Source organism: Mycobacterium sp. SMC-21 (genome assembly GCF_045310825.1).
In the GTDB taxonomy this organism is placed as follows: domain Bacteria; phylum Actinomycetota; class Actinomycetes; order Mycobacteriales; family Mycobacteriaceae; genus Mycobacterium.
Map to the genome: position 1 here is coordinate 66,342 of NZ_JBJIAO010000012.1, position 14,963 is coordinate 81,304.

The 14,963-nt window shown below is 64.7% G+C and carries 14 protein-coding genes; 11 read left to right on the top strand and 3 right to left on the bottom strand.

Features of this window, described 5'->3' with window-relative positions:
* Positions 1-25: 25 nt before the first annotated feature.
* Complete coding sequence (locus ACJH6H_RS14510; RefSeq protein WP_212808152.1) at positions 26-631, bottom strand: TetR/AcrR family transcriptional regulator; 606 nt, start codon at positions 629-631, stop codon at positions 26-28.
* 69 nt (positions 632-700) lie between these two features.
* On the opposite strand from ACJH6H_RS14510, the gene ACJH6H_RS14515 reads away from it, so the two are divergent.
* Complete coding sequence (locus ACJH6H_RS14515) at positions 701-1,690, top strand: Rieske 2Fe-2S domain-containing protein (RefSeq protein ID WP_212808151.1); 990 nt, start codon at positions 701-703, stop codon at positions 1,688-1,690.
* Positions 1,691-1,694: 4 nt separating this feature from the next.
* Entirely contained in the window at positions 1,695-2,771 is a 1,077-nt protein-coding gene (locus tag ACJH6H_RS14520; RefSeq protein WP_212808150.1) for a dihydrodipicolinate reductase, read from the top strand.
* Positions 2,772-3,001: 230 nt separating this feature from the next.
* On the opposite strand, the gene clpB is transcribed toward ACJH6H_RS14520, so the two are convergent.
* Positions 3,002-5,548 carry an ATP-dependent chaperone ClpB gene (gene clpB / locus ACJH6H_RS14525; RefSeq protein WP_318984667.1) on the bottom strand — a complete coding sequence of 849 codons (2,547 nt, stop codon included), beginning with the start codon at positions 5,546-5,548 and terminating at the stop codon, positions 3,002-3,004.
* A gap of 187 nt (positions 5,549-5,735) precedes the next feature.
* On the opposite strand from clpB, the gene ACJH6H_RS14530 reads away from it, so the two are divergent.
* From ACJH6H_RS14530 to ACJH6H_RS14550, 5 genes are read left to right on the top strand one after another with little or no spacing between them, the layout of a single operon-like run.
* Positions 5,736-6,401 carry a GAP family protein gene (locus ACJH6H_RS14530; RefSeq protein ID WP_212808148.1) on the top strand — a complete coding sequence of 222 codons (666 nt, stop codon included), beginning with the start codon at positions 5,736-5,738 and terminating at the stop codon, positions 6,399-6,401.
* A 15-nt stretch (positions 6,402-6,416) separates the two neighbouring features.
* Positions 6,417-7,040, top strand: a complete 624-nt coding sequence (locus tag ACJH6H_RS14535; RefSeq protein ID WP_212808147.1) for a CYTH domain-containing protein — start codon at positions 6,417-6,419, stop codon at positions 7,038-7,040.
* Positions 7,040-8,206, top strand: a complete 1,167-nt coding sequence (locus tag ACJH6H_RS14540) for an FAD-binding oxidoreductase (protein ID WP_212808146.1) — start codon at positions 7,040-7,042, stop codon at positions 8,204-8,206. Before ACJH6H_RS14535 ends, ACJH6H_RS14540 begins: the two co-directional genes overlap by 1 nt.
* A 14-nt stretch (positions 8,207-8,220) precedes the next feature.
* The gene (locus ACJH6H_RS14545; RefSeq protein WP_212808145.1) at positions 8,221-9,120 is read left to right on the top strand and encodes an aldose 1-epimerase; all 900 of its coding nucleotides are present in this window, start codon (positions 8,221-8,223) and stop codon (positions 9,118-9,120) included.
* 37 nt (positions 9,121-9,157) lie between these two features.
* The gene (locus tag ACJH6H_RS14550; RefSeq protein WP_212808144.1) at positions 9,158-9,901 is read left to right on the top strand and encodes a potassium channel family protein; all 744 of its coding nucleotides are present in this window, start codon (positions 9,158-9,160) and stop codon (positions 9,899-9,901) included.
* Between the two features lie 12 nt (positions 9,902-9,913).
* Here ACJH6H_RS14550 and ACJH6H_RS14555 read toward each other — a convergent pair whose 3' ends face one another.
* On the bottom strand, positions 9,914-11,473 hold the full coding sequence (locus ACJH6H_RS14555) for a hypothetical protein (protein ID WP_212808143.1): 1,560 nt from the start codon (positions 11,471-11,473) through the stop codon (positions 9,914-9,916).
* A gap of 297 nt (positions 11,474-11,770) precedes the next feature.
* On the opposite strand from ACJH6H_RS14555, the gene ACJH6H_RS14560 reads away from it, so the two are divergent.
* The 4 genes from ACJH6H_RS14560 (at position 11,771) to ACJH6H_RS14575 (ending at position 14,449) form a co-directional block, all read left to right on the top strand.
* Complete coding sequence (locus ACJH6H_RS14560) at positions 11,771-12,073, top strand: WXG100 family type VII secretion target (protein ID WP_212808142.1); 303 nt, start codon at positions 11,771-11,773, stop codon at positions 12,071-12,073.
* 10 nt (positions 12,074-12,083) lie between these two features.
* Complete coding sequence (locus tag ACJH6H_RS14565) at positions 12,084-12,374, top strand: WXG100 family type VII secretion target (protein WP_029120443.1); 291 nt, start codon at positions 12,084-12,086, stop codon at positions 12,372-12,374.
* Between the two features lie 72 nt (positions 12,375-12,446).
* Positions 12,447-13,295: a hypothetical protein gene (locus ACJH6H_RS14570; RefSeq protein WP_406775134.1), complete on the top strand. Its 849-nt coding sequence runs from the start codon at positions 12,447-12,449 to the stop codon at positions 13,293-13,295.
* Positions 13,292-14,449: a hypothetical protein gene (locus ACJH6H_RS14575; RefSeq protein ID WP_406775135.1), complete on the top strand. Its 1,158-nt coding sequence runs from the start codon at positions 13,292-13,294 to the stop codon at positions 14,447-14,449. The genes ACJH6H_RS14570 and ACJH6H_RS14575 overlap by 4 nt, the downstream gene beginning before the upstream one ends.
* Positions 14,450-14,963: the final 514 nt, after the last annotated feature.

Genomic DNA, 14,963 nt, shown 5'->3' on the forward strand with positions numbered 1-14,963 from the left:
GAATTGGTTACAAGCTGGTCACGCGCTATTTGAGGTAGGCCACGATCGCGCTCGTGAGCCCCCGCCGGGCCACGTCGAGGTCGGTGTAGGTACCGAGCTGGCGTTCGGAGGCGATACCGCGCATCGCGCCGGGGATGAACGAGGCCACCTCGCGCACCCGCTCGGGGTCGACGTCCAGGTCGGCGAAGGCCTGTTGGCAGGTCTGCAGCCAGCTCTGCCCCCATGACGACAGTTCGGCGGCGGTCTTCGGGTACAGCCGTTCCAGCTCGGCGTGGTCTCGTGGCAGCGCCGCGCGCAGGTTCTCGATGGCCCGCGAATCGCCGATGGTCAGGCCGTCGTAGAGCAGGTCGATGATGGTCGCGACGCGTTGGTGCAGCGTAGTGGCGCTGTCGTGGTGGCTCAGCATGCCCGCGCGGCGCTCGGCGGTCCGGCGCAGGACGGCGGCCCAGAAGCCGTCGATATCGCCGAACTGGTACTTCACGGCACCCCAGGTGACGCCGATCTCCTTGGCGATCCGGTTGGCCGATACCGCGCCCGGATCGCCGGTGGCCAGCGCCTTGCGCGCGGCCTCCAACATGCTCTCCCGGGTGGCGTCACCGCGCTTGTTGGTTCGTCGTGCCGCCGCGGTCATCGTCCGAGATTAGCGCAGTTTCGCAGAACCCTCTTTCAAAGTTTCACAGAACCTCCTACGATTCGGCTCATGGCCAAACCCACGCTGCCCATGAAGCCGACGGGATGGTTCCAGGTCGCCTGGTCGGACGAGGTCGAAGTCGGCGTGGTGCACGCCATGAAGTACTTCGGCGAGGAGATGGTCGCCTGGCGCGCCGAATCCGGCGCCGTCACCGTCATGAACGCCTACTGCGAGCATCTCGGCGCACACCTCGGCTTCGGCGGCCACGTCGTCGGCGAGACCATCCAGTGCCCGTTCCACGGCTGGCAGTGGAACGCCGAAGGCCGCAACGTCTGCATCCCGTACCAGGACCGGCCCAACCGCGGCCGCCGGATTCGTACCTACCCCGTCACCGAGCGCAACGAGGCCATCTACATCTGGCACGACGTCGAGGGCCGGGAGCCGTTCTTCGAGGCGCCCGACGTGTTCGCATCGTTCAACGACGGCAGCAGCGCCGCCGACTACTACCCCCAGCAGCGACTGTTCCGCGAAACCCTCGAGCTGCATCCGCAGTACGTCCTGGAGAACGGCGTCGACTTCGCGCACTTCAAGTTCGTGCACCAGACGCCGATCGTGCCGGTGTTCACCCGGCACGACTTCGCGGCACCGGTCTCCTACGTCGACTTCACGATCACCTTCGAGGGCAGCGACCAGCAGTCGATCGAGGATGTCCGCAGCGGCGTCGAGGCGATCAACGGCGGTCTCGGCATCGCCGTCACCAAGAGCTGGGGCATGATCGACAACCGCACCATCTCGGCCGTCACCCCCGTCGACGAGTGCACCTCCGACGTGCGATTCATGGTCTACATCGGGCGGACACCGGGCAAGGACAGCCCCCGGGCCGCCGAGCGCGCCGCCGCCTTCGGCGACGAGGTGATCCGGCAGTTCACCCAGGACATCCACATCTGGTCGCATCAGCGCTATGCGGATCCGCCGGCGCTGGCCACCGCCGAATACGAGGGCTTCACCGCAATCCGCAAGTGGGCCATGCAGTTCTATCCCGAAACCCCGAAGGGCTGACCAGATGTCCAAGATTCGCGTCTTCCAGGTGGCAACCGGCAACGTCGGTACCGAGATGATCAGGCGCATCGGCAAGCGTCCCGACCTCGAGTTGGTCGGATTGCATTGCTATACAACGGAAAAAGTGGGACGCGATGCCGGCGAGATCGCGGGTATCGGGCCGATCGGCGTCATCGCCACCGGCTCGGTCGACGACATCATCGCCGCGAAACCCGATGTCCTCACCTTTCACGGCGTCTTCCCCGACGAGGATCTCTACGTGAAAGTCCTTGAGGCCGGGATCAATATCGTGACGACGGCCGACTGGATCACCGGCTGGCACCGCGACACCAACCACCCGCACCCCTCGGGCAGGCCGGTGTCGCAGCTGCTGGCCGAGGCCTGTGCCAAGGGCGGGTCGACGTTCTACGGCACCGGGATGAACCCCGGCGTCAACCAGATCCTGGGCGTGGTGTGTTCGGCGGACGTCGCCGAGATCGAGAACGTCACCACCATCGAATCCGTCGACGTGTCGTGCCATCACAGCAAGGACACCTGGATCGAGGTGGGATACGGCCTGCCCGTTGACGATCCGTCGATCCCGGCGAAACTGGAGAAGTACACACGGGTGTTCGCCGACAGTGTGCTGATGATGGCCGACTGCTTCGGGCTCGAGCTCGACGAGGTGACATTCAGCGCGGAACTCGGCGCCTGCACCAAGGATGTCGACCTGGGCTGGTACACGCTGCCGAAGGGCTCCCTTGGCGGCAACTACATCAAGTACCAGGGCATGGTCGACGGGGTGCCGCGCATCGAGACGCACCTGGAATGGCAGATGACGCCGCACACCGACCCGAGCTGGAACATCAAGGGCTGCTACATCACTCAGATCAAGGGTGACCCGTGCGTCTACAACAAGCACATGATCTACCCGAAACCCGGTGTGGACCTGTCGAATCCGGACAATTTCGCCTCGATCGGCATGACCGTGACGGGGCTGCCCGCACTCAACGTCATCGCCTCGGTGGTCAAGGCCCCGCCGGGACTGTTGACGAGCGCCGACGTGCCGCTGCGTGGTTTCGCGGGCCGCTTCAACATCTGACGCCCAGCGAAAAGTACGTAGCTTCAATCACTAGGCACTTGCATCCGGCCCGACAGAAGCCAGGGACCGTTCTGGGCCCTCAGACGTCCCTCAGTTCAATCTCCAACTGGAGATGGCAGTCCGGTTGAACTCATGCACTTTTCGTCGGCACTGTTGCGCACCCCAAGCGAAAACCCCCTATTTCCAAAGAAATAGGGGGTTTTCACGTCTACTCGGGAACTACCTGAGACTCAGCCGAGCACCAGGCTCTCGCCGTCTTCGCTGACGTTCACCGGGACGGTGTCGCCGTCGTGCACCTCGCCGGCCAGCAGCTTCTTGGCCAACTGGTCGCCGATCGCCTGCTGCACCAGCCGGCGCAGCGGGCGCGCACCGTACAGCGGGTCGAAGCCACGGTCGCCCAGCCACTTCTTGGCGTCCAGCGAGACCTCCAGCTGGAGGCGCCGCTGAGCCAGCCGCTTCTGCAGCTGCTGCAGCTGGATGTCGACGATGGACACCAGCTGGTCCGGGTTCAGCGCGTCGAAGATCAGCACGTCGTCGAGCCGGTTGATGAACTCCGGCTTGAACTTGGCACGCACCGCCGCCATCACCTGATCCGGAGTACCTCCGGCGCCCAGGTTGGACGTCAGGATCAGGATGGTGTTGCGGAAGTCGACCGTGCGGCCCTGACCGTCGGTCAGCCGTCCTTCGTCGAGCACCTGCAGCAGCACGTCGAAGACGTCCGGGTGGGCCTTCTCGACCTCGTCGAACAGCACCACCGTGTACGGGCGTCGCCGCACCGCCTCGGTCAGCTGACCGCCGGCGTCGTAGCCGACGTAGCCGGGAGGGGCACCGACCAGACGAGCCACCGAGTGCTTCTCGCCGTACTCGCTCATGTCGATGCGGACCATCGCGCGTTCGTCGTCGAACAGGAACTCCGCCAACGCCTTTGCCAGCTCGGTCTTACCGACACCGGTCGGGCCCAGGAACAGGAACGAACCCGTCGGGCGGTTGGGGTCGGCGACCCCGGCCCGGGCCCGGCGCACGGCGTCGGACACCGCAACCACCGCTTCGGCCTGGCCGATGACGCGCTTGCCCAGCTCGCTCTCCATCCGCAGCAGCTTGGCCGTCTCACCCTCGAGCATGCGGCCGGCCGGGATGCCTGTCCACGCCGACACCACGTCGGCGATGTCGTCGGGGCTGACCTCTTCCTTGAGCATGACGTTCTCGCGGGCCTCGGCAACGGGCAGCGCCGCGTCGAGTTGCTTCTCGACCGCGGGGATCCGGCCGTACCGCAGCTCGGCGGCCTTGGCCAGATCGCCGTCGCGCTCGGCCCGGTCGGCCTCACCGCGCAACGTCTCCAGCTGTTCCTTGAGCTCGCGGACGATGTCGATGGCGTTCTTCTCGTTCTGCCACCGGGTGGTCAGCTCGGAGAGCTTCTCCTTGTAGTCGGCCAACTCCGAGCGCAGCTTCTCGAGCCGCTCCTTCGACGCGTCGTCCTCTTCCTTGGACAGCGCCATCTCCTCGATCTCGAGGCGACGGACCAGTCGCTCGACCTCGTCGATCTCGACAGGCCGCGAGTCGATCTCCATGCGCAGCCGGGACGCGGCCTCGTCGACCAGGTCGATGGCCTTGTCCGGCAGGAAGCGGCTCGTGATGTAGCGATCGGAAAGGGTCGCCGCGGCCACCAGAGCCGAGTCCGTGATGCGCACACCGTGGTGTACCTCGTAGCGGTCCTTGAGGCCGCGCAGGATGCCGACGGTGTCCTCGACCGACGGCTCACCGACCAGCACCTGCTGGAAGCGGCGCTCCAGGGCGGCGTCCTTCTCGATGTACTTGCGGTACTCCTCGAGCGTGGTCGCACCCACCAGCCGCAGCTCGCCACGGGCCAGCATGGGCTTGATCATGTTGCCGGCGTCCATCGCGGATTCGCCGGTCGCGCCGGCACCCACGATGGTGTGCAACTCGTCGATGAAGGTGATGACCTGACCGGCCGAGTTCTTGATGTCATCCAGGACGGCCTTGAGCCGCTCTTCGAACTCGCCGCGGTACTTGGCGCCGGCCACCATCGAGCCGAGGTCCAGGGAGATGACGGTCTTGTCCCGCAGGCTCTCCGGCACGTCACCTTGGACGATGCGCTGGGCCAGGCCCTCGACGATCGCGGTCTTACCGACGCCGGGCTCACCGATCAGCACGGGGTTGTTCTTCGTGCGCCGGCTCAGGACCTGCACGACACGACGAATCTCGTTGTCGCGACCGATGACCGGGTCGAGCTTGCCGTCCCGGGCGCGTGCTGTCAGGTCGGTGGAGTACTTCTCCAGCGCCTGGTAGCTGCCCTCGGGGTCGGGGCTGGTGACGCGGGCGCTGCCGCGGACCTTCACGAACGCCTCGCGCAGGGTCTGCGGCGCGGCGCCGTGGTTGACCAGCAGCTTGGCGACGTCGGAGTCGCCACTGGCCAGGCCGTACAGCAGGTGCTCGGTGGAGACGTATTCGTCGTCCATCTCGGTGGCCAGGTGCTGGGCAGCCGTCAGGGCTGCCACCGACTCACGAGACAGTTGCGGCGTCGAGTTGGCGCCACTGGCACTCGGCAGCTGGTCGATCAGCCGCTGGGCTTCGGCCCGGATGGCGGCGGGCTCGACACCGACGGCCTCCAGCAGAGGCGCGGCGATGCCGTCATTCTGGGTCAGCAGAGCCATCAACAAGTGCGCCGGACGGATCTCCGGGTTTCCGGCGGCAGTCGCCGCCTGCAACGCTGAGGTCAGCGCCGCCTGAGTCTTCGTGGTCGGGTTGAACGAGTCCACGACACCTCCCTTTCGTCTACAGAAAAATGCTTGTCGCTGAGTTCAACGTCGTCAAGGTTGAGTCTGTTCCGCTCAAGTCTAGAAAATTCCGACCAATTTTCAATACCGCCACAAGTCCTTTTCCACGCTGTCCGAATGCCCCTTGTCGGTGAAGGCATACTTGTCGCGACCGCGAAGGGGTGCACGCATGACAGATTGGGCTTCGGTCCTGACCGAACTGATTCCCCTCGCCTTGGTGATCGCCCTTTCTCCACTGTCGATCATTCCCGCGGTCCTGGTGCTGCAATCCCCCCACGCCCGCATCACCGGCCTGACGTTTCTCGCGGGCTGGCTCGTGGCCATCGGCGTACTCACCGGGGTTTTCGTCCAGCTGTCCGGCCTCATGCCCGAGGCCGGCCATCCGTCGACGACGGCGTCGTGGGTGCGCATCGTGATCGGCGTCCTGCTGGTCGTCTTCGGCATCTACCGCTGGGCCAACCGCAACCACGACGCTCCCGAGCCGGCCTGGATGCGGAAGCTGACCAGTGTCACCCCCGGCCGGGGCTTCGTGACCGCCGCGGTGCTCGCGGTCGTGAACCCGAAAGTGCTGTTCATGTGCGTCGCCGCCGGTCTGGCGATCAGCACCGACGAACTCCCCCACGCGGCTGCCTTGGCATCGGTGCTGTGTTTCACCGTGGTGGCGGGCAGCTCGGTCGCCATCCCGATCCTGACCTACGCCGCCGCCGGCGAACGGCTGGACCCGGCCATGGCCCGCCTCGGCGCCTGGCTGCACCGCCAGCACGCGGTGCTGGTCGCCGGAATCCTGATCGTCATCGGACTTCTCGTGGCATACAAGGGCCTGAGCCACCTCTAGGACTACCGTTTAACCATGTCCGAGTCCGGCTTCGGCGATTTCGAGTTCGAACGAAAGTTCCTCGTCCGCGACCTGCCCGCTGTCACAGCGTCCGACCCGAGCCCTGCCCTGATCGTGCAGGCCTACCTGTTCGCGTCCGATGGCTATGCCGTCCGGGTGCGCGTCCAGGGCCCCGCTCCGGCCGATCTCAGTGATCCGGCGCTGGACCTCATCGACGCCATCGGCAGCGACTCGATCGGCACCATGACCGCCAAGGGCCCGGCCACCGGCGGCACCCGCTATGAGGCCGAACGCGAACTCGATCCGTTGGTGGCCGGCGAAATCGTCCGTCGCGCCGAGCACGTCGTCACCAAGGTGCGGTATTCGGTGTGGCTGGGTGAGGACGGCTGGATCATCGACCGATTCACCGGCGGCAATGCCCCGCTCCTGCTGGCCGAGGTCGAGCGCGGCGGACCGGTGGTCGACCTGGCGATCCCGACGTTCTGTGTCACCGAGGTGTCCGAGGACGACCGGTTCCGCAACGAGTACCTGGCCCACCAGCCGTACGGCACGTGGGCCGACGCACACCGGCGCGAACTCGACCGGCTGGGCCCCAGCTTCGTCAACACGTTGGGGCAGAACCACTTCGACGATGCCTGATGGGACTTGACGACCGCGAAGCGCTGATGACGGTGCGGGCCGTGGTCGACCCTGCGCGCGGCGGGGACGACGTGATCGGCCGCTTCTACACCCGGTGGTTCGCCGGCGACCTGTCGGCGCGCGACCTCTTCCCACCCGACCTGGCCGGCCAGCGCACCGCCTTCAGCCAGGCGCTGTTCTGGGTGCTGGGCGAGTTCATCGAGCAGCGCGCCGAGGAGCCGGTGGCATTCCTGGCCCAGCTCGGCCGGGATCACCGCAAATACGGTGTGGGACATCAGCATTACGCGGCGCTGCAGGACGCGCTGCTGACCACCCTGCGCGATGAACTCGGCGACCGCTGGGATGCCCGGGTCGCCGAGGCCACCACGCATGCCGTGGACCTGATCGTCGGCGTCATGCGCGGCGCGGCCGATGCCGAACAGACGCCGCCCTATGTCGACGGCACCGTCGTCGAGCATCTGCGCGTCACCCGGGATGTCTCGGTGGTACGACTGCAGCTCGACCAGGCGCTGCCGTATCACGCCGGGCAGTACGTCGCGGTGCAGGTGCCGCAGTGGCCGCGACGCTGGCGACACCTGAGTCCCTCGATGCCGTCAGATGCCAGCGGCGCCATCGAGTTTCACGTCCGCTCCGTCAGCGGCGGCATGGTGAGCACCGCGATCGTCAACCAGACCGCGCCCGGCGACCGCTGGCGACTGTCCAATCCGCATGGCGGAATGCATGTTTCACGTTCCGACGGTGATGTGCTCATGGTGGCCGGCAGCACCGGACTCGCCCCGCTGCGGGCGCTGTTGATGAATCTGTGCCGCGAGGCCGAGAATCCGCGCGTGCACCTGTTCTTCGGCGGGCGCTACCCGTGCGACCTGTACGACCTGCGTGTCCTCTGGGAGATCGCGGCCACCAATCCGTGGCTGTCCGTCACGCCGGTGTCCGAGTACTCCACCGATCCGCCGTGGGCCGCCGACTATCCCGATGTGACGCCGCCGCGCGGGCTGCACGTCCGGCAGACGGGGCTGCTGGCAGACGTCGTGACGAGCTACGGCAGCTGGGGCGACCGGCAGATCCTGCTGTGCGGCGGGCCCGCGATGGTCACGGCGACCAAAGCCGCCCTGATCGCCAAAGGCGCACCACCAGAACGTATTCAGCACGACCCGTTGGCCCACTGACGCTGGAGGAATCGATGGCCGAACTCGACACCGTCGTCTTGCGCGACCCCGAGTCCGCGATGAGGGCGACGTTCGTCCCCGGTGCCGGCATGATCGGCACGTCGTTCGCCGAAGGCGATCTCGAGTTCCTCGGCCAGCGCCGCGGCCTCGACGCCTACCTGGCGAACGCCAAGACCATGGGTATCCCGCTGCTGTATCCGTGGGCGAACCGGTTGGGCGCCAACACATATGACGTCGACGGTGGCGTCGTCACGTTGACGCCCGGCTCCGGCGGTGTCCGTACCGACCCGCACGGCGCACCCATGCACGGTGTCCTGGCCGCGTACCCGGGTTGGGTGATCGTCGAGCAGTCCGCGAATTCGGTCACCGCCGCAGTCGATTTCAACCGGCCCGGCCTGTTGGCGTCGTTCCCGTTCCCGCATGTGCTGACGCAGCGGGCCACGTTGGTGGGTCGTGTCCTGTCGGTCGAGACGACCGTCCGGCCGTCGGCGTCCGCAGCGGTGCCGCTGTGCTTCGGGTACCACCCGTACCTGACGATTCCGGGTGTGCCCCGTGAGGATTGGGTACTGGAGACGCCGGCGATGCGGCACCTGCCGACCGATGATCGCGGATTGCCGTGCGGTGTTGTCGAACCGTGGCCGGCGCAGTCCGCGCCGCTCGGCGACACCGCCTACGACGACGGGTTCGACCAGGTGCCCGACGGCGCGCAGTTCATCCTCAGCGGTGGCGACCACCGGATCACGGTGACGTTCGAAACCGGCTACCCCGCCGCGCAGCTGTTCGCGCCGCCCGGCGACGCATTGGTGGCCATCGAGCCCATGGCCGCGCCCACCGACGCGCTGCGTCGTGGCGGCCACCGCGTCGCGGCGCCGGGTCGACCGGCGACAGCGCGGTTCTCGATCACGGTCAACTGAGTTCCGAAATCGCGGCCGGTGCCGCACACTTTCTGACGTGGATACGCAAGACCGCCTCGACCGGTGGGAACACCGCGCGGAGTGGCCCCTGGCCGCCGTCGCCGCCCTGTTCCTGGCCGCGTACAGCATCGAGGTCCTCGTCCAGCCGACGGGCCTGCTCGCCCGGCTTCTGACCCTGGTGACCTGGTTGGCGTGGGCGGTGTTCACGGCCGACTACGCGGCGCGGCTCTACCTGGCCCCCGACCGCAGGCAGTGGTTCTTCCGGCATCTGGTCGACCTCGCCGTCGTGCTGCTGCCGCTGCTGCGGCCGCTTCGTCTACTCCGGCTGGTCGTGCTCGTCGGTGCCCTGCAGAAGGCCATCGGCAACGCCATTCGCGGCAAGGTGATCATCTACACCATCTCGGGCGCCGTGCTGTTGGTGTACGTCGGGGCGCTGGCGGTGTACGAAGCCGAACGCGGTGCGCCGGACGCCCACATCACGAGCTTCGGCCTGGCGGTGTGGTGGGCGATGACCACCATCACCACCGTCGGCTACGGCGACATGTACCCCGTCACCACCACGGGTCGAGTCATGGCCAGCCTCATGATGATCGGCGGCATCAGCCTGGTCGGTTCGATCACGGCGACCATCGCGTCATGGATCGTGCAGAGCGTGTCGATCGACGATCAGAAACAAGACGCCGTGACGGCGGCGCACATCGAAGACCTGCGAGGTGAGATCGCGCAACTGCGGGAGTTGTTGCGTGACAAGGTGAGTGGAGATGCAACTCCGGTCAACTGAGCCGCCTGACAGCTAGTCCGATTCGTTCCGTTGGCCACGCTCTGCACGCAGCACGCCTTCATTTGGGTCAAAGATCAGCACAAGGGAATCACCAAGGCGAACTCCAGCGGCCTTGGCGAGGCGGCGAATTGATCCCATGTTGGGCGCAGCGGGCTCGGACAGTGCCCACGCAACGGAGACGGACCCGCTGGATGTTTCGAAGTCACGGCGGTTCCCCGGCGTCACACCAATCGCCTGTGCGACAGGCGGATCGATCGACAAGCCCGAGCCTCGGAGAACGTGTGCGGTCACTGGGATTGCAATTCCGATGCAGCCGTCGGACTGGCGAACTGCTCCAGGCACGGTGCTCAGTGAAGGTACTGGTGGCCATGCGTCTTCGGGGCCTCGGCAACGCACCATGCCCCCTTCGGTTACGAACGCGAGAGTCGCCAGGTACGTACGGACTGAGCTTTCCTTGATGTCCGGGAATGCCTTGAGCATGTCGTCAAGCAACGTCCGCACCGGCATCCGCCCGCCGGCAGCCTCGATACGGTTGGTCAGTTCTTGCGCGATGCCGCCGTACTCGGGATAACTCCACCCGGCCAAGGCCCATCCAGTTCGGCTCGTTCGCCTAAATGTGTCGTTGCCGTGCAACGCTTTCAGTACAGATTTGGCGCTGGCCGAATCCCCCACCATGTCGCTGATTTCTTCGGCAGTCATCGGCCGCCCAGCAGCGTCCAATGCCGCTACGATTTTGGCCCTGAGCCCAGAGCGCGGCGGCAGGTAGGCGCCGCCGATCCTGCTCAGTGCCAGCGTGTCCAAATACGGAGGCACTGCATCTCGCCGCATCCCTTCGGCTGCGAGTTCCCGAGTCAGCGCTTCCAGGGTCTGGGCGGGCTCGCCACGGAACAGCCTCCGGACACAAGCATCGACCCGTCGAAGTCCGCCCTGCGACGCATCTTCGAACCAGTCCCCACGCTCCTTGTACGGCCCGGCGACGTACAGCAACAGCCGGGCGGCTTCGCTCGTCGGCTCTAGCCCCAGCTGCTGAATCTCTGACTCGACTGTTTCTCGCGGCACATAGATGCCGAGCCTGCGGCGCAATTCATCTGCCGACTGCCGGATCCGAAAGTGGCCAGGTTCGCTGAGTAGTTCCGCGAAGCGCGACCGAATCCGGCTCTCGTTTCGCCACAACCAGGTCGGGTGCACACCAAGCTCTTCGGCGAGTCGCTCTTGAGTGACTTGAGTGGATCCCCATGCTCGAGCGCGCAGAACGTGGTGGTCGCGCTCCCCGATGCCGGCCACCAATCGATCGAGCCCGTCTGCAAGCGACGGTTGAGGACCGTCCACAGAGTCCGCCAATTGGCTCACTGCGTCATGTGCTGCCGCCACGATCGACGCGACGGTACGGACCCCGCTCGATCGGGATTCAAGCAGTTCGGCGATCGTCGTTTCGGCGATGTCGGACCACGTTGTGTAGCGCGATGCGTACAAACTCCGCGCACGAGGCGGCAACTTTCCGTACGGAATGCGCAGGTTCGCGACCGCATCAAAGCCAGCGACGAGTTCACCAATCTGAGCGTCTTCGGACACCCACAATCTCGGTGCAGGATCGGTCGAGGCCACTGGCAAGAATCGCTCTAGGTATCTGCTTCGGATGGATGTCGGGCCGCAGTCAGCGTCAAGCGCAAACTTGTGCTGTCGACGACAGCCCAATCCTATCGGGGCCATGACGCGCCACTCGAAAAGTCAGCGAAGCCACGCGCCTCGCACGATCTGCCCACACTTTTGGTGCAGGTAACCGCTCTTCCGGCCCACTATCCTTGTTGGGACGACTGATAACCGCCCCGGCGTAAAATCGGTCCGGGGTTGTCGTGTGAAGGGGGCGGCGTGGACGTAGTCAAGGTCGACACAGAGATGCTGCGGCATCAGGTGGCGAAACTCGAGGAGACTATCGGTCATCTCGAGTCGCATGAGAAGACGGTCGGGCACGCCATCGACTCATTCGGTGAGGCACTGAAGGGCGACACGGGCAAGGCCGTCGCGGCGGCTCTGAGCAGCTATCAGAAGGCGATGGCCGCACTGCGCACCGAGCAACACGGCATTGCTGAAAAGCTGCACTCCGCGGTTGCGGCCTACGACTCGACCGACACCAACGCCGCCTCAGGGCTGACCCAAGCAATGCATCTGTAGGGGGACATCAATGGCCGAGCAAGAGTGGCACTTTGCGAAGATCGAGCAGACGGTCGGCGACCTCAAGGATGAGCACAAGCGGTTGAATGACGTTCTGGCCGAGGAGCGCGCTCGGATTCAGATGGTCAGCAGCGACATCTGGCACGGCACCGCTCGTGAGGGGTGGCAAGCTGCCGAGCGCTCGTGGGGTGAGAAGGCCGACGCTGCGCTGGAAGCCTTGAACAAGCTGATCGGCGCCATCCAGGGCGGTCATGATTCGATGGAATCCGCCGAGGGGAAGCTCAAGGGCAAGTTCGGCTGACCGACTCAGGGAGGGGAATTCGGTGTCGAGTAGTCACCGTCCGCTGGGGGCGCATCGCAGGGCGGGCAGCAGATGACGCCTACGTTGAAGGTTGATACGACCCAACTCGCGGCTGCCGGTCAAGCGTTTCAAGCAGCGTCGGACGCGGTGCCGGCTGCTCCGGCTTTCTACATTCCGCCCGCTGCAGATGCGCTGTCGTCTGCCGCGGCGACCAATGCCCCAAAGTACGCGGACCCGATAACGACCGGCTTGCCCAAGCTGAAAACCGAGACCGCGGCCTATGCAGCGAATATCAAAGACGCGGCGTCCACCTACGCGACGACTGATCAACAGGCCGCGGCAGACGTGCTGAAACAAAAGCTCGATGATCCGGCAGGCCAAGGGTCTGGCGGCGGCGGTGGCGTGCCAGGCGGTGGCGGCGGGGCGGGCTCACCCGGCGGCGCCGCCAATTCGGCCAAAGCTGGCGCAACGTCCGCGGCCGCACCAGGCGCGCCAAGTGCCGGTGGGGATCCGATGAGCCAGCTGAGCCAACTCGGCCAGATGGGCGGCCAGATGCTGCAGATGCCTATGCAGATGGCCCAGGCAGCGGGAGCAATCCCGCAAGCGGCGATGCAGATGGCCCAGCAAGTGGGCCAGCAGATCGGCCAAATGGCCGGCAAGAAGGGCGAGTCCGACAAGGACAAGCCAGAAGACGCTGCACAGAAAGCTGCTGACGACAAGAAAACCGACGACGAAAAGAAGTCGGCAGACGACAAAGACAAGTCGCAGGCGCAGTCCGAGAAAGCGCAGCCGAAGGCTCCGGTCGAGGGCAAGCATGCTGCAGCGCCGATCCACGGTTCAAGCGCTCCCCCCGTCCCCCCGTCCTCGTCTGCACCACGCCACGCGGCACCGACCCGACCCAATGTGGAGGAACAACTGTGACCCAGCCACCGCAGTCCGGCCCGTGGGGTGCTCAGCCCCCGCAGCAGCCCGGAAACTGGCAGGGCTACCCCGGTGGACAACATGGGCCGGGTCCGCGGGGGCAGTGGAACCCGCAACAGCAGTGGCCGAATCCAGCTCCTGCTCCTCAGAAGAAGGGCCCGCTGAAGTGGATCCTCGGTGCAATCGCCCTGATTGCTGTCATCGCGGTCACCGCCGTGGTGGCGGTGTCATGCGCGGGTGGCAATGGTTCCAACAATGGGAACGGCGGCGGTATACCATCACCGGGTTCGAAATCCGACATCGCTAGCGCTAACGACACTGGACCTGTTTCGGTGATAACCGAGGACCCGTCGTGCGCGCCGTGGAATCCGATTGCGACGACTGTCGCAAACGCTGAAAAGAACGGCTGGACTCAAATCGATCATTCGATTCCAGCAACCGCATGGACACCCGAAATGCGCACGCAATATCAGGCAGTGGGCGAGGCCCTCAAAAGCGCTGCGAACGAGGTAGTGCCGCTTGTCAAATTGACTACCCATCGAGTCATGCGAGAACTGTACTCACAGTACATTGCCTACATTCGCTACTATTCTGATCGCATTCCACAGTACGTGGCAGCGGATAACGACGCCATCCGAGTCGGCTCGACGCTCGGGGACACAATCACAGGCATCTGCCAAGCAATATCCTTCGGATCCGCTGCCTCAAGAGCTCCGTTCGTCCCAGCGGGGGCCGCACCCGACAATATTGCACCGGCTGGCGATACCCAGAACCCTTCTAGATTTCTGACTGCCGCCGATAGCCAATGCACAGATTGGCGGACCACTGTTGACCAGTTAAATTCCGATCCCGCTTATTCCGCATGGAATAAGGAAGATCCAAGCATACCCGCTAGCAGTTGGTCACCGGAATACAAAACAGAGAATATTTCTGTAATGCCGGTACTGCTGCGATTTGCAGATGCTTATGAGAAATTAGCTCGCCAAAATCCTAACCCGATAATTCAGGACTTCGGGATTCTAGCCGCCCAATACGGACGCGCATTTGTCAAGGCTATTCCGACCTATACTCAGGCTGACTCAAATTTATACGACGTATTCAGAAAGATCCCCGCAGTAATTACGGCAGCCTGCAAAGTGGCTGGTGATCGCTAAATGGGCTTAGGAAAACCGAGCGGCTCCGATGAAATGCTCGAACCCGGTGGCTGGCCCGACGCTGACGAGGATGCATTCCATCGCGTAGGCGATGCATACACGCGGGCGCTACAAACCCTGAGAACAAACTCGACAGCCCCCTGGAATAGGCAGGTTGCTGATACCTTCCACAATGGGGGTGGACATTGGATAGGGGGCGCGTCCGGTGCTGCGGCAACTAAGGGCGGCAGCCTGAGTGATGCGTTCACAGCTCAAGAGCAGCTTCTTACCCGCGCGGCAAACTGGAACTATAACACTGCAGGCATTATCAGCAGTGCTAAAAGCCGGATTACCAATAGCCTGTTGGAGGCTTGGGAAAAAATCAACGCCGTCAAGCCTACGGACGAAGACGCTCAATCTCAGATAGATAATCTAAAGAAACACTATCTGAAAGTACACCAGGGCATTGTCGGCGATGCCGCACGCGATGTGCAGACACCCGACACGTACAAACCCGACCAAACGACCAACGAGC

Coding starts and splice junctions, on each gene's coding strand:
- ACJH6H_RS14520 (WP_212808150.1), top strand. CDS start 1,695: ATGTCCAAGATTCGCGTCTTCCAGGTGGCAACCGGCAACGTCGGTACC.
- ACJH6H_RS14535 (WP_212808147.1), top strand. CDS start 6,417: ATGTCCGAGTCCGGCTTCGGCGATTTCGAGTTCGAACGAAAGTTCCTC.
- ACJH6H_RS14545 (WP_212808145.1), top strand. CDS start 8,221: ATGGCCGAACTCGACACCGTCGTCTTGCGCGACCCCGAGTCCGCGATG.
- ACJH6H_RS14565 (WP_029120443.1), top strand. CDS start 12,084: ATGGCCGAGCAAGAGTGGCACTTTGCGAAGATCGAGCAGACGGTCGGC.
- ACJH6H_RS14570 (WP_406775134.1), top strand. CDS start 12,447: ATGACGCCTACGTTGAAGGTTGATACGACCCAACTCGCGGCTGCCGGT.
- ACJH6H_RS14515 (WP_212808151.1), top strand. CDS start 701: ATGGCCAAACCCACGCTGCCCATGAAGCCGACGGGATGGTTCCAGGTC.
- ACJH6H_RS14530 (WP_212808148.1), top strand. CDS start 5,736: ATGACAGATTGGGCTTCGGTCCTGACCGAACTGATTCCCCTCGCCTTG.
- ACJH6H_RS14540 (WP_212808146.1), top strand. CDS start 7,040: ATGGGACTTGACGACCGCGAAGCGCTGATGACGGTGCGGGCCGTGGTC.
- ACJH6H_RS14510 (WP_212808152.1), bottom strand. CDS start 631: ATGACCGCGGCGGCACGACGAACCAACAAGCGCGGTGACGCCACCCGG.